Origin of the sequence: Vibrio cincinnatiensis (assembly GCF_022113815.1) — a bacterium.
GTDB classification, from domain to species: Bacteria; Pseudomonadota; Gammaproteobacteria; order Enterobacterales; family Vibrionaceae; genus Vibrio; species Vibrio cincinnatiensis_A.
Window position 1 is genome coordinate 200,507 of record NZ_SGOM01000001.1, and the last position, 24,431, is coordinate 224,937.

A 24,431-nucleotide genomic window follows, 5' to 3' on the forward strand; every position below is an offset into this window, starting at 1 on the left:
ATGGAATGGAGTAACCACTTGCGATGGGTAATTGATCTAATGAGTCGCTAACTCAAAGTGATTTCATCAAATACTCCCATCGCTACATAAGAGAGAAAGTTTTGTTCCCACAGTTGATAGAGTGCTTTTGCTTCATGACTGCCCTTGATTGGGTGCCATCCTTGATAAGCTGCGAAGAACTCTCCACGTTGAAAGTCAAAATCTAAGCAGCGTTCAAGCTCAGGGTAGGGATGACCAAAGTAAGCAAACTCGGTCAGATAATCGATATGCCATGCATCCGCCATTTTGCTGAGCGCTATTTCAACCGGATGAAAGCCGCCATTCTCTGCGCTGTAGGCTTTATCTCGAAAGTGAAACACCAGCAAGCATTGAGCTTCTAAAGCGGATGAACTCAGCGATGAGGCACTGAGCTGCTCATTCAATAAGTCATGCAGCTTGTGCGAGATGGGCAACGTAGACGCTGTAAAGGTGAGTTGAGACATAAATCCTCCTTGTGATATTCGGTGGAGCCATTAAGTAATCAGTGGTGTTATTGAGTGGTGATGACACTTACCGTGATCTCATCAAAAGCACGTCGAGCAAGATGCCTAGCGAAACTTGTTGTCCAGACAGACAATAAGGTTTGTACTTCATCATGAGCCAGACTGGCTGAGCCAACATCGGCTTGGTAGCACCAGCCATTGGGCAAATGAAAATAGAGATCGAGTTCTAGTGAAGAGCTTTGCTGATGGGGATAGGTAAAGCTTGCCATCATGACGATGTGCCACACATCCATCGCACTGTGACGGACAAGTTGTAGCTCCATGGGTGTTAATCCTTGTCGGATTCGGTAATAGCTTGTTTGGCGACAGTTCATTATGATCCGCTTGGCATGCTCGGGGATAGTAAAGCGGCGTAGCACTTGAGTCAGTGGCGCGGCTAATGTTGCTTCGACACTCGTAGTGATGGTGTGTTGAACGGTCATAAAAGTCCCCTTTCAGCAAAAGAGACACAACCTTCACCGACCACAATATGATCCAATACCCGAATATCGACTAACGCTAAGGCGTCTTTTAAACGTTGTGTAATGCGCTTGTCGGCCTCTGAAGGCTCAGGCTGACCGGATGGATGATTATGAGCGAATATCACGGCAGCGGCATTACAGGCTAAGGCGGCTTTCACCACTTCACGAGGGTAGACGCTGGCGGCATCAATCGTTCCTTGAAATAACTCATTAAACTCAATCAAACGATGTTGATTATCCAATAACATCACGGAAAATACTTCCCGCTCTAACCCACCTAATTTAAAGCGTAGAAACTCTTTGGTGGCTTCAGGATGACAAAAGGCGCCGGTTCGTAAATAACGATTAGCCAGAATTTGAGCGGCTTGCTCTAGTACTTCATTTTCTTGGTAATGCTGTTGTTGTTGGTATTTTTTCGATGTTGTCATTTCAGTCTCCTTGGTACATCACTTAGGGGTTCACTGAGATGACATATATCTGATTATTTTTTGAATATGAGTTGGCTTAGGCGCCATCTTATTTTTTACAACATCGCTTTATCCCATGAGGACCACAGACATAGGAGAACGTCCCATGAGATTTTTAAAACTAAAAGAAGTGATGGAAAAAACAGCATTAAGCCGTTCAGCGATTTACCGCAAAATGAGTGAGGGAGAGTTTCCGAAATCCGTGAGTTTGGGTGATAGGGCGGTGGCTTGGGTAGAGAGTGAGGTCGATGAGTGGATGGAAGAGTGTTTACTAGGTCGGTAATTATTTTACTGGAGGGTTGATGGTTAATTCATAGGTAAGCGTTCACCAGTAGCATGTAAACCATGGGTTTGTATGTTTCTTTGTTCTATTGATGGCCGTAACGAAATCGAGTCGAGATCTACAGGAAATCAAATGTCTATGCGTAATATTGGGCAGAAGGCTTTACTAGATATTGATGTACCCAAAGCTCCTATCGAAGAACAAACCGAAATCGTTCGACTTGTAGACCAATATTTCGCTTTTGCCGACACCATTGAAGCGCAAGTAAAAAAAGCCCAAGTATGGGTGGATAACCTGACGCAAAGCATTCTTGCCAAAGCCTTCCGTGGTGAGCTGGTGGCGCAAGACCCAAGCGACGAGCCTGCCGATAAGCTACTAGAGCTCATTGCCAAGGCGCGTGCCGAGGCTGAGCAACTGGCGAAAGCGGCAAAAAAATCGACATTTCATTACTATGCCTCTCAAAAACATTTTGATGGAGAGTCAGGTATGTGTAAATAAGTCAGTTACAGTCAGTATCAAAAACGGGTTATCCGGTTTTTATCTGAGTTTCTCGGTGTACATACGCCATTCTCTTATGAACGTACTCAAAACAACCATCTTAAAGTACTTATAGACGGTGTCTCCAAACCGCTTTATACCGGTTCAACGCCATCGGATATGAAGTCTATCAATAACTTTATGGCAGAAGTTAAACGTGAGTGTCGGGCGGCTCAAACCGAACCTCAAACTGTGTTGGCGATAGCGGAGCCTCCTCAATCGGTAATAACGACTATATATTCCAACAAATTGATTAAAACTTGCGTTAAATCACTGAGAACCCAAGTGAAGGTAATAAAATCCCATGAGGAATCTCAGGTATTAGCGACAAACACCGTCGATGGTCTAGCGGTATACTGGCTGGATACAGTGAAACATTCGATTAAGTTAGCGCTGCAAGCTCGTAAGCAGGGTGGATACATAAAACCCAAAGAGATGAAAGCCATTGAAAAGGCGATTATCAAGCACCTTAATTTTATGTTACCCAGTCTGGCTTATTATGTCGATCTACTTGGCTGTAAGCCAATTGATGTGGATGCTATAAATGATGGATTGGTTGAAGATTATACTCTATAAAGGCTGGTAAACCAGTTGTTTCTCTGACAGAGGCATATAAACGTAAGAAGCAGTCTAGAGAATATACCGCTTCTGCCACCGAAATAGAGCCTAATCAATGCCAGTTGTCTGCGCTATCGGTTGTATCTGAGGCATTACCGCAAAGCTGTGAGTCACCAAGTAAAGTTTCGGATAGCACCCAACTGCTAATGAGTCTACCGCAAGCTAACCGCATCAATCTATTGCGTAAACTGAGTAAAACGCAGGCTTTAAGTCTGATGGAGGATATTCAGCAAGCTATGGCAATTAATCAAAATGAGGATATTGTAGCTGTTGTGGCGATGATCCGTGAAAAAGATCTACCGCTTGAAACAATCATTGCTAGGTATGAAGCGGCTTAACCAGTGGTTACACCGGAGTTTATAGATCCTAAAACCGATCATATTGTGATAAAGAATATATAGAGGTTAGATTAATCATTTGATAAGGAGGCGTAGTGCTCTTGGGTATCTAAGTCCGATTAACTTTGCAAATCGAAATGTCGCTTAATGAAGTGTCCAGTATTGCTGAGGCAGATCACATTCTCTTAGCGGCATTAGTCAAGATAAGGTGTTAAAAAATTAAGTTGAATATTTGATTTAATGAGAGAAATGTGTATTTGGAGGTATTGATGATTCCTTTCATAATTGCAGCAGCAGCAGCAGCAGCAGCAGCAGCAGCAGCAGCAACAGCTGCTTACAAGTATTGGTCTGACGATGACTCAGATGAGAATAATAATCATAATCTTGGTGATTTTGCAGTATGGGGGCAGCCGGATTCAGGAAAAACAACATTCATCTCAAGGCTAAAAGATGAAGATATTACTCCGGACAATAAGAAGCAAACCACATCCAAGGTGCTTCACACAAATATTATCCTCAAGGGTGGGGATGAGAAAAATTATATAATTAAAGAATTAGTTGACTTACCTGGCAGTCGTGATCGCTTAAATGATTGGCTTAAAGAGGTGGAAAGTAAGTCTAATATTTTCTATATCGTTGACCTAAATAAGTTGAGTAAAACAGATGAAAATTATTCATCGAAAGTCAAATTAGATATTAAAAAGACGGTGGATAAGATTAAGTCAGAAGGGAAAGATAAAAGAGTAAAAATTATTGGGACACATCTGGATGAGTCCCGTTGGAAAGATATTTCTCCTGCGGATGTTAATAATGTAGTAGTAAATGATGATGCTATGAGGCGTATCTACGAAGAATTGTCTGATTGTCAGGGTGTAATATACACAGTTAATCTTCACGATAATAAAAGTTCTTGTAAGTTGATTGAGGATATTATTAATGATTGCAAATAACCATTTAGGGGGCGTTTTTTTCTACGCTCAAACGCTGGACAACTCTGGTGATAGCATTTGTAAGCATGCATATCATATTGATGTTATTAATAATATTGATGATTCTGATCCCTGTCGGGCAATGATGCTTCAGCGTATCGATAAAATTGCGGAAAAGGGGCGTAGCTGGTTGGTATCAGACCCAAGAGTTTCGTTTCGTATATTGCTGAATGGTGATTGCTTGTTAACCATTATACCTTTAACTCTTGATGACTCTGGTCGTTGGGCACCAATTCAGGTTTTGTTTAATGTGTATAATTCTGAACGTAATCTGTATGCTGAATTGATTCATGAGGGGGTACGAAAAATGGGAAGGGTAACTCCTCCAAAGTTTGATGAAAATGTTAAGGTGATGAGTAATATTCTATGTCTCCCATTTTTTCTAATTCTTTTGCATGTGTTCTTTAACAGAGTGAAAAATAATGATTAAACCTATCACGCAGAAAGTTTTCTTTGTTGACAATGAGTTTCTTTGTGAGCTAAAAGAAGCTTCTATTGCAAAGTATGAATATTTTCAGCAACCGTCACTTGATACGCAGATTATTAATCTGTCAATAATAGATGAAAACGCTATTAATAAACTTCATCTACTTATGGATGTTGAACATATACGGCCTGGAAATGTATTAGTGAAAACTCAGTATTCTAACCAGTTTTCACCAATAGATTGCTTTGATGAAGATGTAACGCTTAAAAAATTTATGCTTTGGCAGTTACTATGTATGGCTCTGGGGGCTAAGCAGGTGTCCGTTAATAGTGTTGAATCCATTTTGATTGATTCGGATTCATCCGCCGAATATTCTGCTTCTGCAGAGCTTAAGATGCTTGTCGGTAGTGGTGTTATAGGAGGGAATTACAGTGCTCGTAGTTCAACTGAAAATTTGAAAAAGAAAATGATAGAGATGAAGGCAAAAGCTACCGGTAGTTTACCTGATTTAACCGCTGCTGATGAGATTCTTACTAAGAATGGTTTGATACGTGACGACTTATTTAGAAGTATCCGTGATATGCGCTCATTTCCTTCTAATCAGCTCATACAGCAACATTTTACTTTGGATATGACCAAAGATGTGAAGAAAATGTTTGATTCATCAATGACAGCCAAGCTTGGAGTTGTGGCTCAATTTTATAAAGCTCGTTTCGATGTTTCTGCTATTGAAAAGTCACTGGAAAAATCAAAGGAAGCAATAAAAGTGACGGTATCTGTTGATTTCTGATTGTTCGCTATTGTCATGCTGTATGTTATCGACGGGTCGAGAGGTAGCCGACTTTCTGCGCTACGAACTATGATGGCTTGCTGATGATTGGGTGGGATAATAGCAAATTTAAAATTGGTGATCGGGATTAGGTATTGCTCACTTCCTTAACTCATTTATTACAAATAACCTCAGCTTTTGTCGTAGCAAAGGAGTATACAATGCCATTTCCCCCCCAACCTTATAAACTGGTTTGCCCACAGTGTAACTGGAGTTCAGTGCGAGCGCCAAAAAGTGATGTATTGTCACCAAAAGATTTGTCTAATGAATGTCCTCAATGTGGCGGCCACACGTTAAAGAGAGAAGCAGCGTCAACGGTAGAAAAAGCAATAGCAGGGCTGTTTAGAAAATTTTAACGTGAGTCGTTTTAGTTAGCTGCGACACAATTTGTCTTGCCTCACGTTATTCTCAATTTAACGATAATTATCCGCTCTGTTGCTTAACTTAGCCTTGCATATTGGGTATAACCTGTATTGGTGCAACAGAGGTAATATAAGGTCGCCATGATGATCTACCGAGCTCGGTTTTTTCTCTGCTTGCAGTGTCAACGTGAGTTTTGTAAATCACATCGCTGCCTCAAGTGCTGCTCATTCAAAGTGAGTGAAAATTACAAAATCATTAACTAAACCCGTAACCTCAGTAAAATGGCATGAGTATGGCGAAACGAGTATCGACCCAAGAATCGTTACATATTGCGTTTGAAGTTTTAAAACGCATTCCCAAAATTGGTCAAATTACCGCTAGTGAAATTCATCAGCAGTTGCTGGCGATCGAGATTCAGCGTGATTTACGTAGCATACAGCGCACGTTAGATATTCTATCTCAGCATTTTGATATTGAAAGAGATGAACGTACCAAGCCTTACGGCTACCGATGGAGCAAACATAGCCATGGCTTCAGCTTACCCAAATTGTCGCCTTCCGAAGCGTTGTTGCTCTGCCTAGCGGAAGATTATTTAGCCAAACTATTACCAGTCAATCTAGCCGTTTCGCTGGAGAGTTTTTTCCGTGAAGCAAAATATACCTTAGCGCCCACAGCAACCAACAACAAAGAGCGCGAGTGGTTAAAAAAAGTTCGTGTAGTGAGTGAAACGCAGCCCTTACTACCACCGACCATTGACAGCGAGGTATTTCATGCGGTCAGTGAAGCTCTATTTCATGATCGCTTGCTTAACATTAGTTATAACAATGCTAAACAAGAGCAGAAATCCGCCACAGTGTTGCCATTAGGTCTGGCTCAGCAAGGGCATCGGTTATATCTAGTTTGCCGTTTTGATGGTTATGACAATGAGCGTAGCTTAGCATTGCATCGCATCAGTAAAGCCGTAGTGTCAACCTTTAGTTTTGTACGGCCGAAAGAGTTTCGCCTCAGCCAATACGATGGTGATGGGCGTTTTGGCTTTGGCGAAGGAGAGTATTGCCAAGTGCAGTTTAATATCGCTAAATCCGCCGGTTTTCACCTGTTGGAAACACCGTTAGCCGTCGATCAAACCGTCGAAGAATATGACAACCATTTCCACATCTGCGCCACGGTGATTCAATCCAAACAATTGGAACGCTGGCTAAACAGCTTTGGTGACCAAGTGTGGGGGGTAGAGATAATGAGTAGTCAATGAAACCGATTAGCAGAACATATATAGAGAACAGCATGAAAACGAAATTAGTATCACAATGGAAAGTCCCACCTGAATTCGCTGCCCAACTTGGCTTTGAAAGCGACCCGGTAAAAAATGCGAAAAATCTCATTGAACAAGCGGTAGAGCTGTTTCTCCAGCAGAGTCAAACGACTAACCCAATTACTCAACTACTTAATGAGTGCTACCAGTCGCTAGAGCAAATATTAGCCGCAGAGCGATGGGTGTGCTTAGAGAATGAGATTTACTTTGATAAAGAAGCTGAGGGTTTTTGGTTAATGAAGCCGTTTGGTAAATATAAAGCAGGGGACGATATTGATGAAATTGAAGCAGCAATTAATCAAGCGATTTCAGACCCTATTCCTATTAATGATTGGTGCATTCCTGATCATGATTCAGCCTATTGGCTTTGTTTTTTAGAAAAGGCGCCGTTTGCTACCCATGATTGTAGCAGACGGAATATAAAGTATACAGGAATATGTGTGCTAGAAAACTTCCAGTGTGGTCTTTATGATGCTGGTGGTGAGGCCAGAGGTTTTCATATAGATATAAAACTTAGTGATAAATATTATGATGAAGGTTTCGCCATACCATTTTTATACTTACGCACAGAAAATTTATCATGTCGATCTCTATTTATTGAATTGCTCGAAAATGGTTTTACACTCACTGAATTAGAGAGTGATCATCTTTATCACACCCTCCTCAAATTATTTCATTACGATAAACCTGATCTGTTTACCACTGAGCAATCAGCTGCTGATCAACTGATTGCTCAGTATATAGATAACAAAATTATCAATACACTATTGCAAGCAGATACCCAACGCGCCGATATCCAGCCGTACCATTCGAAAATGCTCCAAGATACCGAATTAGGCCATTGGTCATTATGGCAAGATGAACTGAATACCGAGGATTATATCTCGATTGATCTACCTAGTCAGATGGTGGCGCGTGACCCGAAAAGTAGTATCCATGATGGTGTAGTGGCCATTGATTTTGGCACTAAAAGTACTGTGGTGGTGTATCAAAAAGACAATGTGACCATTCACCCCATGCGTATCGGCACTGGTGATTTAAGTAAAGAGATTGCTGCTCATCATTACGAAAATCCAACCATTATGGAGTTTATCCATCTCGAACCTTTTATTCAGGCATATTGCGCCCAAGCATATAAACCGGACACTCGTTGGCGAGATCTAACTATTTCACATACCGCACAAAACTCCATGCAAGGCAGTGAATCGAGTAAATTTAATACCTTTCTCGATGCGATCAAGCAGTGGGCGGGGGATAAAAACCGTAAACTTAAAATCGTTGGCCAACACGGTAAAGTGATCGATTTGCCGCCGTTTTTAGAGTTAACCGATCAAGATTTTAACCCAATTGAGATTTATGCCTATTACTTGGGATTGTACATCAATAACCTTAACAACGGTATTTTTATCGACTACATCATGTCGTTCCCGGTGACCTATGAAATGGCGGTGAGAGATAAGATTATCGAGAGCTTTAGAAAGGGGCTTGCTAAATCATTGCCGGGAGAACTTGGTCAAGAGACCATTAATCAATTGTCGGTGAGCAAAGGAGCTAGCGAACCGGCTGCTTATGCGCTCACTGCCTTGCAAGAATATGACATCGAACCTGAGAGTGAAGAGCGTATTTTCTACAGTGTGTTTGATTTTGGCGGTGGGACGACAGATTTCGATTTTGGTATCTATCATGAACCTACTAATGCGAGAGACGAACGCCGCTTTGATTATGTGATAGAGCACTTTGGTGCTGGTGGTGATAAGTTTTTGGGTGGAGAGAACCTACTGGAGCTGCTGGCTTTTGAGGTATTTAAAGCTAATAAAACTCGCTTGCTGGAAAACGGTATTCAATTTGACAAGCACCCTGAAAAAGACGTCTTTGCCGGTAGCGAGCAGTTGATCAGTAGTTCACAAGAAGCCAGAACTAATACCAAACAGCTTTGTATCGCCTTACGACCTTTTTGGGAAGAACATGCTGATTTTGAGTTTGATGCTTCAGGTGAGCTTTCTGTCACCTTAACCGATAAAGATGGAGTGCAGCATTCTGCTTTTGCGCTCGATATTGATGTGCAGCAGTTGGAGCAAATTTTATCGGATCGCATTGAACGTGGGGTAGTCAACTTTTTTGAGGCTTTACGATTAGCGTTCAGTAATAGTCAACAAATGCTGTCGGATATCGATAGTGTGAAAATTTTCTTGGCGGGTAACTCCAGTCAATCTCGCTTTGTAAACCAGCTATTTGAAAAGCATATTGCGCTCCAGCATCAAGAGATGGAGCTTGGCGATGGTCTAAGCCGTTTTGAATTATTTCCTCCTTTGGGCGCCGATAAAAATAACGTTGAAAAACCTACGGGTAAAACCGGTGTGGCATTTGGACTAATCACTTCCCGTGAAGGGGGGCGAATTAAGGTTATGGATCACAATCTTGGTGAGCAAGATATTCGTTTCAAATATTATTTAGGTGAAGCGCGTAAAGGGAAATTTAAACCGTTGATTGACCGTGAAATTACATTTAATCAATGGGTTGAATTCACCTATGCCGATTACCAAAAGTTTGAGATTTTCTATACCGAACAGCCAAGTTGTAGTACAGGTCAAGTGGTGATTAACGATCCGAGCATCAAGAAAAAGACGGTTAAATTGGAATTGACCGATGAGAATGCATCAGTCTATTTGCGAGTTGTCTCCCCTAGCGATATTGAGTATGTCATTGCCCAACCGAATGACATAGCTGAGGGCACTTACTTAAGCGATATTCAACATATTGAACTATAGGAGCAAAAAAATGTTATTTATTCCACCAATGGTACCCAGCATCATTACCAGTGTTATTGTCGCAATCAGTAAATTCGCCACCACACTTGGACCAATGATCACCAAGTATGTGCCAATAATGATTGAAACGCTCGGTAAGCATTTGCCCAAGGTGCTCCAAACGATTGAAGCGATCGGTCTCACTACGAATGTGCTTCGTCCCAATGAACGCACTGAAGAGTTAGGCGCTAAGGCGATGGCGGCCAATAAAACCCCCGAGGATTTTGAGCAGGTTAATGATTATATTGATTATCTGAGAAATGAGGTTGAGGTTGATAGTGAAAAGTTAAGCCAAGATCCTGTTGATAGCACGATTCGCCATGTAGTCGGCGCAACCATTGCCTTAAAAGGTGTTGGTGAAGTTATTGGTACAGAGCTATCACTGCCTTTTTTAAGAACAGTTAGCCAGCTAGGGTTAGAGCCAAAACTTATTTTAGCCATAGTCAAATCTTACGCAAAAAGTGGGTTAAGTGCCGATGACGTCGAGCAGTACTTGAGTGATAAATTAACCATCGAGCAGTCGCAACGGCACAGTGAAGCTTTGGTGAGTGCTTATCAATTCGTCGATCCAGAACTAGATCGTCAACAGGCTGAAGACGCCGTGATTAACTTACGTTAGAGAACCAGTAATGTCTAAACAATCACTAATTGAACTGCTAAAAAATACGGCGGCGGGTTGGCTCGCTCCATCGAATATTGAGCCACCAGTTGAAATATTAGGTCATGAGTTTTCACTTTATCATATTAAGCAAGTTACATTTGATGAAGATTCACCACGTAAAGAAGCATTTGAAAATGTGCTCAATGCCTTAGCTATCGAGGGGGTTATTTTTACCTATCTTCTTTTGGGGAACAAAAAACAAGTAAACTTCTATTTTGGTATTGCTAAAAACAAGCGACATCGAGGTTCGCTGTCTCTCGAAGTGGATGATATTGGTGAAATGATCCTGAAACCCTCGTTGGAGGGGAATTTTCGAGGCAGTGTTGTTGAAAAATTAGAAAAAATACAGCGTAATGAAGTAAAGGATATTATTGGCAGTTTTACACATATTTCTAAGTTAGAAGGTGTCCCCAACGTTCATGAAGATAATGAGCAGTTTCAGGGCGTAGATCGCTTAGTGGATATTATGAGTGGCGATGAGTTTTGCCTAGCGGTACTTGCCGACCCGTTATCATTACTTGAGATCAATAAGATCGAAAGCGAATTACATAATATTTATGATAAGTTGATGCCATTAGCAAAGAAAAGTATTCAAAGCGGAGAAAACGAGTCTAAGAGTATTGGTGAAGCGGAAGGTAAAACAGTTACTGATTCCACGGGTACCAATGATAACCTCAGTATTACGCAAAATACCGGTAAATCAGTCTCGGTGACGAGTGGAACTTCAGACAGCGGGAGTAGTAAACAGACCTCAAAAAGTGCCGCAGAAACTGATCATGATAAATATAGAAGTGGTTCTGAAGCGACAAGCAAAGGTACGACAGTTTCAAAAGCTATCGCAATCAATACCGGCAGCAATACTTCAACACAAAGCGGAACATCATCCAGTGAATCAAGGGATTTTACTGATAAAAGTATCCAAGAGTGGCTGAACTATATTGATGAAGTGTTATTAAAAAGGGTTCAGCTTGGGAAGAATAAGGGCTTGTATCTCTCCAACATTTATTTGTTGGCTAATTCCGTTGCCAGTGTTTTGAAATTAGGTAATACCGCACGATCAATTTTTTCAGGGGCTGAAACTAATAAGTCACCACTACAGATTCGAAAAGTAACGGATAATCACGAGATTAATTCGGTGAGAAACTTTCAATTGCCGATATTAAAAATTCGTGAGGCGGAGCAAACGAAAATCACCAGCAGTGAAAGTCAGTTAGCATTGCTGTTATCTAAGAGTCCATTTAATCGTTATGCTTGCAATTGGTTATCGACTAAAGAGCTCAGTGTTGTCGCTGGATTACCACAAAAAGAGGTGGTGGGTTTAACTCTTAAAGAAGAGGTTGAGTTTGGTTTAAATGTTAATGCACAAATCGATGACCAAAACCGTTTGTTCTTAGGCAACCTCGTTAAAAGTGGCTTGCCACAAACGATAGAAGTATTTATGGATAAACGTGAATTGGATAAGCACATTTTTATCGCCGGGGTGACGGGCAGTGGAAAAACCACCACTTGTCACCGTTTGCTCGAATCAGCTCAAATACCTTTTTTGGTGATTGAACCTGCTAAAACTGAATATCGAGTATTGACGAAAAAAAATAAAGATATCCTTATTTTTACCCTAGGCAATGATAACGTAGCTCCCTTTAGGCTTAATCCCTTTGAGTTCTTCCCCCATGAGAATATTACTTCTCGCGTCGATATGATCAAAGCCAGTATTGAGGCCGCTTTTGATATGGAGGCGGCAATCCCTCAATTGATTGAAGCTGCTATCTATCGTTGTTACGAAGAGAAAGGTTGGAACATTGCGACCTCGAAAAATCGGTTGTACGCTGATCCCTTTGCTGATGGCATTTATGCTTTCCCTACTTTAAGTGATTTGATTGCCATGACGGAAGTCGTGGTTAGCGATCAGGGGTTTGATGACCGATTAAAACAAGATTACATCGGTTCCATCAAAGCGCGTTTACAGGGTTTGCTGATAGGCGCAAAAGGATTAATGCTCGATACACCACGTTCAATCAATTTTACGGACTTGGTTCAACGCAATGTAATTCTTGAGTTAGAAGAAATTCGTAATCCAAGCGAAAAATCGCTAATCATGGGCTTTGTATTAGCTAATCTTAACGAGGCGATTCGTGCTAGTTACAAGCAATATCAGCAGCGCGGAGAGAAATTTCGCCATATTACCTTGATTGAAGAAGCACACCGTTTGCTGACAAAATTCGAAGTCGGTGATAGTCCAAATAAGAAGCAAGGGGTTGAAACCTTTGCTGATATGCTGGCTGAAGTGCGTAAATACGGTGAGTCACTGATTATTATTGATCAAATTCCCAATAAATTGACCCCCGAAGTTTTAAAAAATACCAGTACCAAAATCATTCATAAATTATTTGCTCAAGATGATAAAGAGGCGGTGGGGAATACCATGGCTCTATCTGATGAGCAGAAAGATTTTTTATCAAATCTTGAGCCGGGTCGAGTGATCTTATCGAGTTCAGGTATGAGTAAACCTCTGCAAGTACAGATAGAAGAGTTGCTGAGTACCACCACCGAGCAAGATGTTGATCCGACTGAGATTCGGCAGATTGCCCTGCAATATTACGCTGATGCCTATTCAACGGGTTTAATTCAAGGTTTAGAGTGGTTAAGCAGTAAACCTTCAGCAGACGATGTCTCGGACTTCTTACAAGGGGCTGTCGCTGAGTCATGGTATGTTGCGGTAGGTAAATCGAAAGATAGAATAGACTTACTTGAATATCTCAATAAGTTTGGTTGGCAATTTATGTACCAGTATATTTGCTTAACTTGTTATCAGCAAAGTGACAGTAGTGATAGGCTCATACGGGAAAAATCTGTACATGACTTTCTTTGTAAGCTAAATAGTCATCATCAAGAGAGAATATGTATTAATTTGAATGACGTTTTTCGCAAGGATCTTAAAGTTAAATATTAGGAGTCGTTTATGGGATTTTGGAGTAGTGTAGGCTCGGCGTTAAGCAGCGTCGTCAGAGGTGCATGTAGTGTGGTTAGCTCTGCGGTATCAATATTGGGTAGTGCTGTAACTAAGGTGGCGACAACCATAGCTGAAATGGGGCTTACTCTTGCAGCGAGAGTGGGCGAGGCGATTAAAGGTGTAGGGATCAGCTTAGGTATTATTAAGCCAGACGATAATTTAGAAGAGTTGGGTGAAAAAGCCATGATGAGCGAGAAAACACCGAAAGATTTCGACTCAATCAATGCTTATATTGCTCACTTGAGAAATGATGTCACTATTGATAGAGAAAAATTTAGTCGCTTAGATGAGAAAGAACTACTGGCGCGTTCAGCGATAGGTTCGGCAATTACTTTGCAAGGGATTAATGAAAAATTAGATACTGTGGTTTGTCCTAAATTTATGGCAATGGTCGCCACGCAACATCTGGAAACGGAAGAGATTATTGCGACAATCAAAGCTTATAAAGAAAAAAATCTTAACACCAGCGAGTATAGCTTGTACCTTAATGATGAACTAAGTATTGAGCAGAGCCAAAAACACAGCAGAGCCTTAGTTGATGCTTATCAACGGCTAGAGCCTGAGTTAAGTATTGAACAGATAGAAGATAAAGTAATGGGGTTAAGGCCATAAATGACAGATTTTATCATTGTATTAAACAATGCTCGTGTCCAAGCACATCGCGTGATTAATAACCAACTCGAACCAATTTTGTTTGCCGGAGAGCTTAAGCTTGATGTGAACGATTTCTGGCAGAAGTTTGAGCAAAAAATTGAGTACACTCAGGATGAAAAATTAGCCTTGATATTAATTGCTGATGATCCAGAGTTTGCCCCAGACCCGCACATTAAAATAGCCGAGCAATTTGAACATGATGCGCAAACTTTGGCATGGCTAATTGAAGAGCTGAGTTTTCCGGCGGCTAGAGTACATGGTTATCCAACTGTTGAAGTGCTGCCCAGTGATTCAAGAATGCTGGTGAAAGCTGAAGTGCCTAATAAAGAGGTTTTGGTCGATGAGCCGCTACCGAATTCGAGTTTGCAAGCTTTCTACCGCAAAAAAACCAGAAATTATCGGGCTAGGTAATCAAGATGGATTTTAAAGAACAACTACTCACAGCACTGAAAGACGAAGAAGTACGCAACCAGTTATGGTTGACCATCAATTCGCTACCTGAGCAATATCAGGATAAATCAATGGACGATCATCTCGACAATGAGTCAGATAAAAACCAAATCTATCAGTCCTTTGAAGAGATGCAAGCAGAGCTTAAGGCTCATGATGAGCAAGTTCAGCAACTGAAGAGTGAGAATCAACAATTGAATCAACTCATTGAAAAAATAAAGCACTTATTGGGGTTAAGCCGAGCGTCTGACTCGAATCTTCTAGAAACGATCAATCAGTTACGAAAACAACTACAAGATAAAGATATTCAACTCACTGAGTTGGGTAACATACACGATGAACATCAAGCAACGGTTAAGCAGTTACAGCAAGAAAGCCAAGAGCGAGAGAAAAAATTGGCTTTTTATCAAACGCATTTTGCTGATGATTTAAGGCTATCAAGCCTATATCAGGATCTGTCTGAGCAAACTCGCACATCTTTAAGTGGCATTTTTAAAGATACCAGTGTTCAAGGACTGGTTGCTTGCGGTATTCAAGAAAAAAATATTTCTAACTTATGGGATTATGCGAAAAATGAAGTGGTTAACGGCATTAATCCTGATATTGAAAAGATTAGTGCATTATTTGAGTTGTTGTTTAACCGTTTTATTCTTGCTTATCCAATGTTTGCTTTGCAAGCAGTTAAGCAGGGAGATAATTTTGATACGCACTTACATATCAAGCACAATACCAGTTCGAACTCTAGTGGTTCAATCACTAAGGTATTATTGACAGGCTATGTGAACACCAAAACAGAAAAGGTGATTAAGCCATCTGTGGTGGTGATTTAGGGATGACAATAAACGAGAAATGAGCCCTAATAGTTGGTGGGTATATAAGCTAATTCATTAAATGGTTTATCCAGCTCGTGTGGTGTACTGCCTACCGAAGTAAACTTCATAAGAATTGGGGTCATTGCGTTCTTGATAGTTACGCTTCTAATTATAAAATGCCATTTAGCGATTTTATCCGCCATGGATCGGTAGATGAAAAAGTTGCTTCTTTGATAAAGTAGCCATAGAAACGACGAAAGAATAATCTTGGAAAGCGATTTGTTTGCTTAATTTGGTGTGATCTAATGTCAATTTTGATGATTTTCCAAAAGTAATACCTATAGTAATACTTATTGATAATCTTTTTATTAATCTATATTAAAATCAATTGATTAAGTTATTAACCCTGACGTCTCACTCCGCCACATTCAAGAAAAAAGACGTCTCAGGACGTCTTTTTTCTTATCTAAATATTAGCGAAATCAATAAATTACTATTCCTTAACGTCCCGCTAAATGTCATGAATAATCAAAACTTATCTATTTCTATTTAGGCAGTGGTTTTTGAAGCAGATAAAGCCACAACTATAATTCAAGCGTTTAAGCAATAAAAATAAATATCTCGATTACATATTACCTTGAGTTTCTTTCCAAAAATCATCTTCACTTTATGAACGTCTTCTACTTATTCATCTTTTTCCATATCATCCCCCAAAATAGTTAATGGATAGAGAAGGCTATGGCTAAAAAACACTCGCTTATATTGGTCTTAGCTCTATTTTCGATAGGAGCAAGTGCAATGATTTGGCCTTTTAAAAAGTATGATGTGGAAATGTCACCAGAGGTTCGTGGTGTCATCAAGCTTAATGGCGAACCTCAAGCCGAGCTAACGGTTTATCGAGAACTTTATTATGAACCATATAAAAATGGAAAAACGCTAAAAGATGAAGTCCTAACCAATGAACTAGGTGAGTTCTTCTTTCCTGGCGTTACTATTCGGTCACGAGCTCCCGGAGATATATTTGGTGGGAGCTTAAACGTCCATCAAAAAATTTATCTCAATTGGAAGGGTGATCAAAAGAAAGTCTGGGGCGTTTGGGCACCCACTGAAGGTGCAGAATCACTGAGATGGATGCTCAGGAATATTGACTGTGAGTTATCAAATATCAATCGCATTCATGAAGTTGATATTTCTCCAAAGACCACGAGACGTACGCCTGTTCATTCAATCTGTGATTGGCAAAACGAGAAGATAACTACATACGAATATGATGAAAGCACTGATACCCACGTGTTGAAAAATAGAACCTAAGGAAGATCAATCAATGAGCGTTATTTCTCCATTAATGGCGAGTGAGTTAAGTAATATTGTATACGATGTTAAGCACAATCTTAACGGAATAAGATTGCCTGCAGTTATTGACGATCACTTTAGTTTTTCTAAAGTAGCCGTAGGTACATCAGGTGGTTTTTTCTTTCGCCCCAAAACTGGGTTTGCTCTGCTAGGTAAGTTACTATTTATCAAACGGATGTGTGAACAAGAGTCTCCGTTTGAATTATCCCAAAAGCGAGCTTTAGAGTATCTAAAGATACTTCAAAGATAAGAAAAAAGACGTATTAGGACGTTTTTTTCTTATCTAAAATTAAAAAATCCTTAAGCATCGGATTTGGGGTTCATGATTGACTAAACGCTAAGCGAGTTTTTCGTCGAGTATAGAAGAATAGGAGGAGACCAGGTAGGTAAAGTATGCTTGAAAGTAATAATGTATCCAATCCTGCGGCGTAAATAAGCCACAATCCGTAGATACTGGCCCCAATCCCCGTCAGCATTATTTTCCAACTTAGTCGCTGGTTAAATGCGACCTTCACCAGATAAGCACCAACAAGAAAATAAGGGACAAGAATCATGGATGTTGATAGTAAAACCAGTGCATTGTAACTTTCTCCTGTAAATAGAATCATCAATAAGCAAAATTGAATGGTACAACTGGTCAGCATCAGTGCATTGGTTGCGGTTCCCTGCTTATTGGTACGGGAAAAACTCGTTGGGAAAGCACCATGTTGTGAGGCGATAAATGGCACTTCTGCTGCATACAGTATCCAACTTAAATAAGAAGCGAGTACAGAGACTATTAGGCCTAGACTGATTAGTAATCGTCCGGATTCACCGCCTAAGTGTGCCATGATTCCAGCCATGGATGGGTTGCTGAGTTCGGCTACGTCTGATCGACTCATTACACCAAGGGCTAATAATGTGACGGCTATATAAAGAATCAGCGCAAGCAATACGCCGAAACACGTGGCTTTGCCAATATCATTGCGCCTGCGTGCTCGTAGTGATAAAACGATGGCTCCTTCAATTCCGGTAAACACCCATAAAGTAATCAACATGGTATTTTTTACCTGATCAATAAAAGGGGTATTTAAGCTTTCTCCAGCTCTATCATAATGAAACGTTTCAGGTTCAAATGCCCAATAAGCAGCAAGAATAAAAGCTAAGAGAGGAAGGGCTTTTGCGATGGTGGCTAATAAATTGATTAATGCCGCCTGTGTGATTCCTCGCAAGACAAGATAATGCACGGCCCATAGGACAAGGGATGCCCCAATAAAGGACCAGAGAGTATTACCATTGCCAAAAATAACTCGTTCTGGGGTATCTAATAAGGCTCCTAAACCAGCAAAAGCCACCACTAAGTAGCCCACGACGCCAATGGTGGCACAGAGCCAATAACCCCAAGCAGACACAAAGCCAGCGATGTCGCCAAACCCTTCACGTGCATAGGTATAAATTCCGCCATCGAGATTCGGCTTTAAGCGCGATAGATACAAAAAACATCCAGCGAGTAACATAATGCCGACGCCTGTAATCGACCATGCAGTAATAATGGCATTGACACCGGCTACTTCGGCCATATTTTGTGGCAAGCTGAAAACACCAGCACCCACCATAGAGCTGAAAACCAATGCTGTTAGCATGGTTAAACCCAGTTTTTGATTTCCTTGCATTACTCAGCCTCACTTGATGAAAAATGTTGGTTTAAGTGTGCAATATGTTCAGGGCCAATACCGCAGCATCCACCAATCAGAGAGGCTCCTTGTTGTTGCCAGCGTTTAGCCCAATCTAAGTAACTGGGAGGGGTTAGGTCATCACGTAGCGCATCTAATCCATCATTTGCGGTTGCTGTTTTAGGCTGAGGGGGGAAAGCATTAGCATAAGCGCCGAGTTCAATATGGGTATGTTCGAGTTGAATCAGCGTTTGTTTTGCCACATGGAGGGCTTGTTCAATCACTTCTGGTTGGCAGCAATTAAATAAAATTGCTGAAACACCGCTGCTTGCCATCTGTTTTACTGCGTGCTCAACAGATTGACCGGAACGTAGGGTAGGGATGGTAGTGGCTTCACAGTCTTCAAGAGTAAACGAAACCCAAAATGGTTTGTTATTTTGGTCTAATGCTTTGACTAATCGGTGCAGTTCTAATGCTTCTTCAATCAAACTTTGTGTTTCAGCCAGCCAGAGATCCACATAAGGCATTAAGCCTTGAATGAGTGGTGTGGCAATACTTTCCGCTTGTTCAGGCCGGTAGAGATCGGCGCGGTAGGACCCAAACAGTGGTGGAAGCGATCCCGCAACCAAGGTTTCAGGATGATGAGAGCTTACGACCGCTTGGCGTGCCACTTTCCCTGCGAGATCAGCCAAAGATAGCCCTTCCGAGGCAAAACGTTCTTCTCCAATATGGAAAGGAACAAGAGCATAGCTATTGCTGGTTATAAGTTGAGCGCCGCTATTTATAAAGGCTTGGTGCACTTCTGCCACAATGTCTGGCGCTTCCATCAGAGCAAGCGCTGACCACTCTGGTTGCTGAAAAGGCGCTTTTCGGCGCTCCAATTCACGGCCCATTCCCCCATCCAAAATTCGTACAGTTTTATTTGACATAGTCATCCCTCATTATAATTATAAAAGTCCAGATGTTTAGATGGCTAAAAGGCTAAATGAAAAAGAAGATAAATACAAATGCTTTGTGAACAAAAGTAATTTATTGAAATGAATGATGAGTAGATAAAAAATGAGCCTAAATGGGTAGTTAGGCTCGGAGGAAGTGACTAAGGAAGTTGAGTCATAAAGGTACCTTGAGGTACTACGGGTAAGTATTGTTTATAAAAATTCATGTAGGCTTGATTGGGATCGAGGTCAGTAAATAAATCAGGGTAGAGCGCTTTGGCATAAAATTGAATCATTGCGCCATCCATAATGGTTCGGCATGCACCATGATAGGCAGCATACATCCGATTGTGTTTAACTGCGTTAATGGAAGACCAACCGAGGCGTTGTTTAAATCCGGCTAATTGTTGCTTTGCAGTTTCTTCTGATACACCTTGTCCAATGAGCATTGCACTATCGGTACTGCCTGATTCATACCCTGTAATAACAATGAAATCTGGGTTGCTAGCAAGAATTTGTTCTGGGTTTAATTTTCCCCACCATTCGACATAAGGGGCTGAGATATTATCGCCACCAGCCATGGTTGAGATTGCTCCCCACATATTTTTACCAAAGGTATACCCCACTTCATTAACACCCGTTGCGCCATATTCGGTATAGATTTTAGGTTTGGGCTTGTTGGCTGCGTTTAAGCGTTGAGTAATCATTGCGATATTTTGTTGATACTCACTGGCAATGGCGGCGGCACGTTTTTCTTGGCCTGTAATAATGCCAATGAGTTGAGTGCTTTTCACATGCCGTTCTACCGTTTGTGCGTTGTAGTCAACGACAACAATGGGGATTCCCATCGCTTCGAGGCGAGCGACTTCAGTACTTAGAGCTTTATATTGCCAGTCAGCAAGCATGATAAGGTCTGGGTTAAGACTAATGACTTTTTCGATTGAAAATGAGTTGGTATCTACTCGGCCAATTTCAGGAATGTCATCTAGTGTTGGACGATGTTGCACATACATGTCCCAGTTGGCCGGACGGGCTTGCCAAATGTACTTCGACATACCAACCACATGGTCATAAGCCGATTCTGTGCCAATCGCCATATAGTCTTCAGGGTAGAACCCAACAATGACACGTTGTGCGGGAGCATCAAATGTCACGTGTCGATCTAATACATCGGTAACGGTAGTGACCGCAGGGAAAGCCACTGAGCTAAAAGCCAGTGAAGCCAAAAAGAGGATCTTTGTGTACATACAGTAAAGCCTTTATGTGCAGTTGGGTTAGTATTATGGAGCTGGTTAGTTTTTAGGTTTTAGAGGGGGGGGATTATAAGAACAGAATAAATGGTTATGCAAATAGTTATTATTTAGCACAAGCAAATCGTAGTAATTATTATTTGTTGGATGTTATCATCCACGGCTTAGGCTACATATGGTGTGAGTTAAGAACAAATAGCGTTAAATTTTCACGTCAACGCTCTCCCTATCAAGCTACCCAGTATTTTTGCTACATCGATTCGTGAATCACGGTGAATGAATATTGGTTTTGGATGAGGTTGAACCAACACGGATATGTGTTGTTTTATAGGTTAATAAAAAATGATGTCTGATGTACTACAAGAAGCGGTGGTGATGCAACGTAAAAGTGAGCGTCGCCGTAGTTGGATGCTGCTCGGTTTTGGTTTGTTGCTCGCCTTCTCCTTTATCCTTGATATTATGACCGGGCCTTCGATGATCGATGTGACTTCGGTACTACATGCTTTGCTTGAATGGATGGGCCTCCCTTTTCAGGTCGATGCCTCAACGCAAGTGATCGTGAAAAACTTACGTTTACCTATCGCACTAATGGCCATTTTTGTGGGTGGCTCTCTTGGTGTGGGTGGTGCCGAAATGCAAACCTTACTCAATAACTCAATGGCGAGCCCTTATACGTTGGGAATGGCCGCCGCAGCGGGGTTTGGAGCGGCATTAGTGTTGTATCTTGGCTCGTTGGGGATCGACAGCCATTTTGCGGTGCCCCTCGGTGCTTTTGTTTGTTGCATGCTTGCGGCTTGCTTCCTGTTTGCGTTGGCTTCTGTGCGCCATATCGGCTCAGGGCAGTTGATCCTAGCGGGAATTGCTTTGCTATTTTTATTTCAGTCTCTACTCTCATTGGTACAGTTCATTTCTTCTCCTGAGTTGAGCCAGCAAATTTTGTTTTGGTTGTTTGGCAGCTTATCGAAAGCAACGTGGAATAATCTTGTTATTACCGCGTTAGTGGTAAGCCTGAGTGTATTGTTATTGCTTAAAGATGCCTGGAAGTTAACCGCTCTACGTTTAGGGGAAGAACGAGCCAAGAGCCTTGGTGTTAACATTGTCCGGCTAAGGCTGAAAACATTATTGATCGTCGCTGTCATGACTGCCACGGTCACCAGCTTTGTTGGAATTATTGGGTTTATTGGCATTGTCGCCCCCAATATTGCCAAAATTCTTGTGGGGGAAGATCAACGCTTCTTTCTTCCATTATCCTTTTTAATTGGCGCATTTCTATTATCCACTGCTTCTGTGCTATCAAAAGTGATTGTCCCTGGTGCTCTTTTCCCGATAGGGATTGTCACCGCCATTGTTGGGGTCCCCTTTTTCTTTTGGTTAATCATTGGGAGAGCGCGTTAATTATGTTGCATGTAAACAACCTTCATGTTCGTTTTGGCGAACTTGTCCTAGCGGATGCGGTGAATTTTTCATTAAAACCGGGCCAAGTGACCGCGATTTTAGGGCCCAATGGCACAGGAAAAAGTACCTTACTTAAAACCTTGTTTGGTGATATACGCATGCAAGAGGGGGAGATTCGGTTTAACCAGCAGGTGCTGAATAAACATCACCTTGCGCAGTGGCGTAACCAATTTGGTTATATGCCACAAGATATTCATCTTGATGTGAATTTATCTGTTATTGAAGTGATCTTACTTGGGCGTTTGGATGCTTTGAGTATGCGTATTGATGATCAGATGCTGAGTGATGGTTTGTCCATTCTGTCTAGCTTGGGTTTGAGCCATCTGGCCCATCGAGATGTCAGAACACTGAGTGGTGGACAATGTCAGATGATCTTATTTGCTCAAGCGCTGATGCGTCGCCCTTCCATCTTAATGCTTGATGAACCTGTCAGTGCGCTTGATTTACACCATCAACATGTTTTGCTTGAGCATTTGGTCAACCAAACTCGACAACATCAATACACGACCATCATGGTGTTGCATGATCTCAACCTTGCGGCTCAATATGCCGACAACTTATTGGTGATGAAGCAAGGGCAGTTATTGGCTCAAGGTAAGCCGCAAGACCTACTGACCTCAGAATTGATACATGAATTATACCAAGTTGATGCAGATGTACTGCTTGATGAACAGGGGATCCCGTTTATTCGAACTCGACGTTCGGCAGAGGTCAGAGTGCAATGAACAGGGGTATTCAACACAATGAGGTAAAAAAGGCTCAGGCAGTGAGGATCATGTTGGATCATTTCAAATCAATAGTGCCATGTTGGCAAGAGCGGATGGATGAAGTAATGGAATTCGGTAAGCCATGCATCAGTCATTAACTTCTACCTTTAGAGATTGGAAAAATCTTTCACCGGCCGGAAAAGTGTTGGTCGCGAATAGCTTAAGCTTTAATCTCGGTTTCTACATGTTGATGCCATACCTTGCTGATCATTTACAAAGCTTAAGTTTTAGCAGTGCTTATATTGGTCTTGTGATTGGTTTACGTGTGCTAAGCCAACAGGGGCTGTTTTTAGTCGGTGGAACCTTGGGGGATCACTTTGGTTACAAGCCAATGATTTTGTTGGGGTGTATCGTCAGAATCGTCGGTTTTTTACTGCTTGCGGTTAGTAGCGAATTGAGTTGGATTATTATCGGCGCTTTTGCAACCGGGTTTGCGGGAGCATTATTTACCCCCAGTAGTCAGGCCTACCTTGCCGCCGAGTATCCAGAAAGCCGCCAGCGTAATCGAGTCTTTGCCTTACAAAACCTAGCCAGTGAAGCTGGAATGTTATTGGGGCCATTGGTCGGTTTGGCCTTGCTGGCTTTCAGCTTTGTTTTTGTGGGTGTCTTGGCAGCGAGTGTATTTGCCGTCTTATTAATATTGCAGTGGTTTTTTTTACCTCTGCAAGCGGAGACTTCAACCATTACTCGTCAGGCTTTCTGGCGAGAGTGGGGGCAGATGCTATGCAATAAACCATTTATGGCCTTTGTTATTGCAGCGTCTATTTATCAAGTGTTATTCCATCAACTTTATATGGCAATTCCGACTCATGCGAGGGCGGAAACGAATGACCCTACCGTGATTACCTGGGTCTTTATGATCGCTTCGCTCATGGGGGTGACCTTACAGATGTCCGTCAGCCGTTGGATTGATCGCTCTTTTGGAACGGCTAAAGGCATGGGGTGGGGAATGACCTTAATGGGCAGTGCATTTTTACTTCTCAGTTTCTCCTTTCCACCGTGGCCAGCTCTGCCTTTTATCCTGTGCGCCGTATTACTTAGCTTTGGTTCGATGATGGTTTTTCCATTGCTGGGTGCTTATGTACCAAATTTCGCTCCCACAAGAAAATTAGCCAGCTACTATGGCCTACAATCTTGTATTGGCGGGTTGTTTGCTTTTATCGGAAACAGCGCTGCTGGGTGGTTGTTGGACCAACATTTTTCTGCAAATTGGATATGGTTAACTCTGGCTATATTAGGCATGTTCTCTGGTGGATGGTTGTACCATCAGGTTCGGCAAGCTTCCTCGGTTGCTCATTTAGGTTGAATGCTGTGAAGGTAGTTTCCTACATAAAAATTGTATCTATAACTCTTTGATGTTATTAATAATCGCCTTTTTATCTATTTTAGGTGAGCTACGTTATTTTTATTAGAAAAACAGACAAAGTGGCTAAAAGCACCTATTTTAAGATAATGGTTT

At 41.6% G+C, this 24,431-nt stretch carries 25 protein-coding genes and 1 pseudogene; 20 read left to right on the plus strand and 6 right to left on the minus strand.

Going from position 1 to position 24,431, the window contains the following annotated elements; genetic code table 11:
* Positions 1 to 47: 47 nt before the first annotated feature.
* Genes EXA13_RS00885 through radC form a run of 3 tightly spaced genes read right to left on the minus strand, consistent with a single transcriptional unit; the run spans position 48 to position 1,431 of the window.
* On the minus strand, positions 48 to 482 hold the full coding sequence (locus EXA13_RS00885; RefSeq protein WP_238131444.1) for a DUF2787 domain-containing protein: 435 nt from the start codon (positions 480 to 482) through the stop codon (positions 48 to 50).
* A 47-nt stretch (positions 483 to 529) separates the two neighbouring features.
* Positions 530 to 964 carry a DUF2787 family protein gene (locus EXA13_RS00890; protein WP_238131445.1) on the minus strand — a complete coding sequence of 145 codons (435 nt, stop codon included), beginning with the start codon at positions 962 to 964 and terminating at the stop codon, positions 530 to 532.
* Positions 961 to 1,431: a RadC family protein gene (gene radC, locus EXA13_RS00895; protein ID WP_170905361.1), complete on the minus strand. Its 471-nt coding sequence runs from the start codon at positions 1,429 to 1,431 to the stop codon at positions 961 to 963. The genes EXA13_RS00890 and radC overlap by 4 nt, the downstream gene beginning before the upstream one ends.
* Before the next feature lie 115 nt (positions 1,432 to 1,546).
* Between radC and EXA13_RS00900 the strand changes: the two genes are divergently transcribed.
* From EXA13_RS00900 to EXA13_RS00980, 17 genes and pseudogenes are all read left to right on the plus strand, one after another.
* Entirely contained in the window at positions 1,547 to 1,753 is a 207-nt protein-coding gene (locus EXA13_RS00900; RefSeq protein ID WP_170905360.1) for an AlpA family transcriptional regulator, read from the plus strand.
* A gap of 192 nt (positions 1,754 to 1,945) precedes the next feature.
* A pseudogene (locus EXA13_RS00905) lies at positions 1,946 to 2,251 on the plus strand (hypothetical protein); the annotation flags it as partial.
* Positions 2,252 to 2,410: 159 nt separating this feature from the next.
* Positions 2,411 to 2,866 (plus strand): hypothetical protein, encoded by a 456-nt coding sequence (locus EXA13_RS00910; RefSeq protein ID WP_238131446.1) that lies wholly within the window; start codon positions 2,411 to 2,413, stop codon positions 2,864 to 2,866.
* 188 nt (positions 2,867 to 3,054) lie between these two features.
* Positions 3,055 to 3,246, plus strand: a complete 192-nt coding sequence (locus EXA13_RS00915; protein WP_170905948.1) for a hypothetical protein — start codon at positions 3,055 to 3,057, stop codon at positions 3,244 to 3,246.
* A gap of 269 nt (positions 3,247 to 3,515) precedes the next feature.
* Positions 3,516 to 4,196, plus strand: coding sequence for a GTPase (locus EXA13_RS00920; RefSeq protein WP_238131447.1), 681 nt, complete (start codon positions 3,516 to 3,518; stop codon positions 4,194 to 4,196).
* Positions 4,183 to 4,665: a hypothetical protein gene (locus tag EXA13_RS00925; protein ID WP_170905946.1), complete on the plus strand. Its 483-nt coding sequence runs from the start codon at positions 4,183 to 4,185 to the stop codon at positions 4,663 to 4,665. The genes EXA13_RS00920 and EXA13_RS00925 overlap by 14 nt, the downstream gene beginning before the upstream one ends.
* Positions 4,658 to 5,452 (plus strand): hypothetical protein, encoded by a 795-nt coding sequence (locus tag EXA13_RS00930; RefSeq protein ID WP_238131448.1) that lies wholly within the window; start codon positions 4,658 to 4,660, stop codon positions 5,450 to 5,452. Before EXA13_RS00925 ends, EXA13_RS00930 begins: the two co-directional genes overlap by 8 nt.
* A 200-nt stretch (positions 5,453 to 5,652) precedes the next feature.
* Positions 5,653 to 5,847, plus strand: coding sequence for a hypothetical protein (locus EXA13_RS00935; RefSeq protein ID WP_238131449.1), 195 nt, complete (start codon positions 5,653 to 5,655; stop codon positions 5,845 to 5,847).
* Between the two features lie 299 nt (positions 5,848 to 6,146).
* Positions 6,147 to 7,106 (plus strand): helix-turn-helix transcriptional regulator, encoded by a 960-nt coding sequence (locus tag EXA13_RS00940; RefSeq protein ID WP_238131450.1) that lies wholly within the window; start codon positions 6,147 to 6,149, stop codon positions 7,104 to 7,106.
* A gap of 32 nt (positions 7,107 to 7,138) precedes the next feature.
* Positions 7,139 to 9,934 carry a molecular chaperone DnaK gene (locus EXA13_RS00945; RefSeq protein WP_238131451.1) on the plus strand — a complete coding sequence of 932 codons (2,796 nt, stop codon included), beginning with the start codon at positions 7,139 to 7,141 and terminating at the stop codon, positions 9,932 to 9,934.
* 10 nt (positions 9,935 to 9,944) lie between these two features.
* Entirely contained in the window at positions 9,945 to 10,592 is a 648-nt protein-coding gene (locus EXA13_RS00950; RefSeq protein ID WP_238131452.1) for a hypothetical protein, read from the plus strand.
* A 10-nt stretch (positions 10,593 to 10,602) separates the two neighbouring features.
* The gene (locus EXA13_RS00955) at positions 10,603 to 13,584 is read left to right on the plus strand and encodes an ATP-binding protein (protein ID WP_170905940.1); all 2,982 of its coding nucleotides are present in this window, start codon (positions 10,603 to 10,605) and stop codon (positions 13,582 to 13,584) included.
* Between the two features lie 9 nt (positions 13,585 to 13,593).
* On the plus strand, positions 13,594 to 14,256 hold the full coding sequence (locus tag EXA13_RS00960) for a hypothetical protein (RefSeq protein ID WP_238131453.1): 663 nt from the start codon (positions 13,594 to 13,596) through the stop codon (positions 14,254 to 14,256).
* Positions 14,257 to 14,709 carry a hypothetical protein gene (locus EXA13_RS00965; RefSeq protein ID WP_212752364.1) on the plus strand — a complete coding sequence of 151 codons (453 nt, stop codon included), beginning with the start codon at positions 14,257 to 14,259 and terminating at the stop codon, positions 14,707 to 14,709.
* A 5-nt stretch (positions 14,710 to 14,714) separates the two neighbouring features.
* Positions 14,715 to 15,578 carry a hypothetical protein gene (locus EXA13_RS00970; RefSeq protein ID WP_238131454.1) on the plus strand — a complete coding sequence of 288 codons (864 nt, stop codon included), beginning with the start codon at positions 14,715 to 14,717 and terminating at the stop codon, positions 15,576 to 15,578.
* Positions 15,579 to 16,298: 720 nt separating this feature from the next.
* Positions 16,299 to 16,871 (plus strand): DUF6795 domain-containing protein, encoded by a 573-nt coding sequence (locus EXA13_RS00975; protein WP_238131455.1) that lies wholly within the window; start codon positions 16,299 to 16,301, stop codon positions 16,869 to 16,871.
* Positions 16,872 to 16,884: 13 nt separating this feature from the next.
* Complete coding sequence (locus EXA13_RS00980; protein ID WP_238131456.1) at positions 16,885 to 17,163, plus strand: hypothetical protein; 279 nt, start codon at positions 16,885 to 16,887, stop codon at positions 17,161 to 17,163.
* A gap of 70 nt (positions 17,164 to 17,233) precedes the next feature.
* On the opposite strand, the gene EXA13_RS00985 is transcribed toward EXA13_RS00980, so the two are convergent.
* The 3 genes from EXA13_RS00985 to EXA13_RS00995 all read right to left on the minus strand — a co-directional run bounded on the left by EXA13_RS00985 (position 17,234) and on the right by EXA13_RS00995 (position 20,747).
* On the minus strand, positions 17,234 to 18,565 hold the full coding sequence (locus tag EXA13_RS00985; RefSeq protein ID WP_238131457.1) for a basic amino acid/polyamine antiporter: 1,332 nt from the start codon (positions 18,563 to 18,565) through the stop codon (positions 17,234 to 17,236).
* A complete protein-coding gene (locus EXA13_RS00990) occupies positions 18,565 to 19,494 on the minus strand; it encodes a homocysteine S-methyltransferase family protein (protein ID WP_238131458.1) in 930 nt (309 codons plus the stop codon). The genes EXA13_RS00985 and EXA13_RS00990 overlap by 1 nt, the downstream gene beginning before the upstream one ends.
* A gap of 167 nt (positions 19,495 to 19,661) precedes the next feature.
* Positions 19,662 to 20,747, minus strand: coding sequence for an ABC transporter substrate-binding protein (locus tag EXA13_RS00995; RefSeq protein WP_238131459.1), 1,086 nt, complete (start codon positions 20,745 to 20,747; stop codon positions 19,662 to 19,664).
* Between the two features lie 345 nt (positions 20,748 to 21,092).
* On the opposite strand from EXA13_RS00995, the gene EXA13_RS01000 reads away from it, so the two are divergent.
* The 3 genes from EXA13_RS01000 (at position 21,093) to EXA13_RS01010 (ending at position 24,278) form a co-directional block, all read left to right on the plus strand.
* On the plus strand, positions 21,093 to 22,145 hold the full coding sequence (locus EXA13_RS01000; protein ID WP_238131460.1) for a FecCD family ABC transporter permease: 1,053 nt from the start codon (positions 21,093 to 21,095) through the stop codon (positions 22,143 to 22,145).
* A gap of 2 nt (positions 22,146 to 22,147) precedes the next feature.
* Positions 22,148 to 22,930, plus strand: a complete 783-nt coding sequence (locus tag EXA13_RS01005) for an ABC transporter ATP-binding protein (RefSeq protein ID WP_238131461.1) — start codon at positions 22,148 to 22,150, stop codon at positions 22,928 to 22,930.
* A gap of 124 nt (positions 22,931 to 23,054) precedes the next feature.
* A complete protein-coding gene (locus EXA13_RS01010) occupies positions 23,055 to 24,278 on the plus strand; it encodes an MDR family MFS transporter (RefSeq protein ID WP_238131462.1) in 1,224 nt (407 codons plus the stop codon).
* The last annotated feature ends 153 nt before the right edge of the window (positions 24,279 to 24,431 follow it).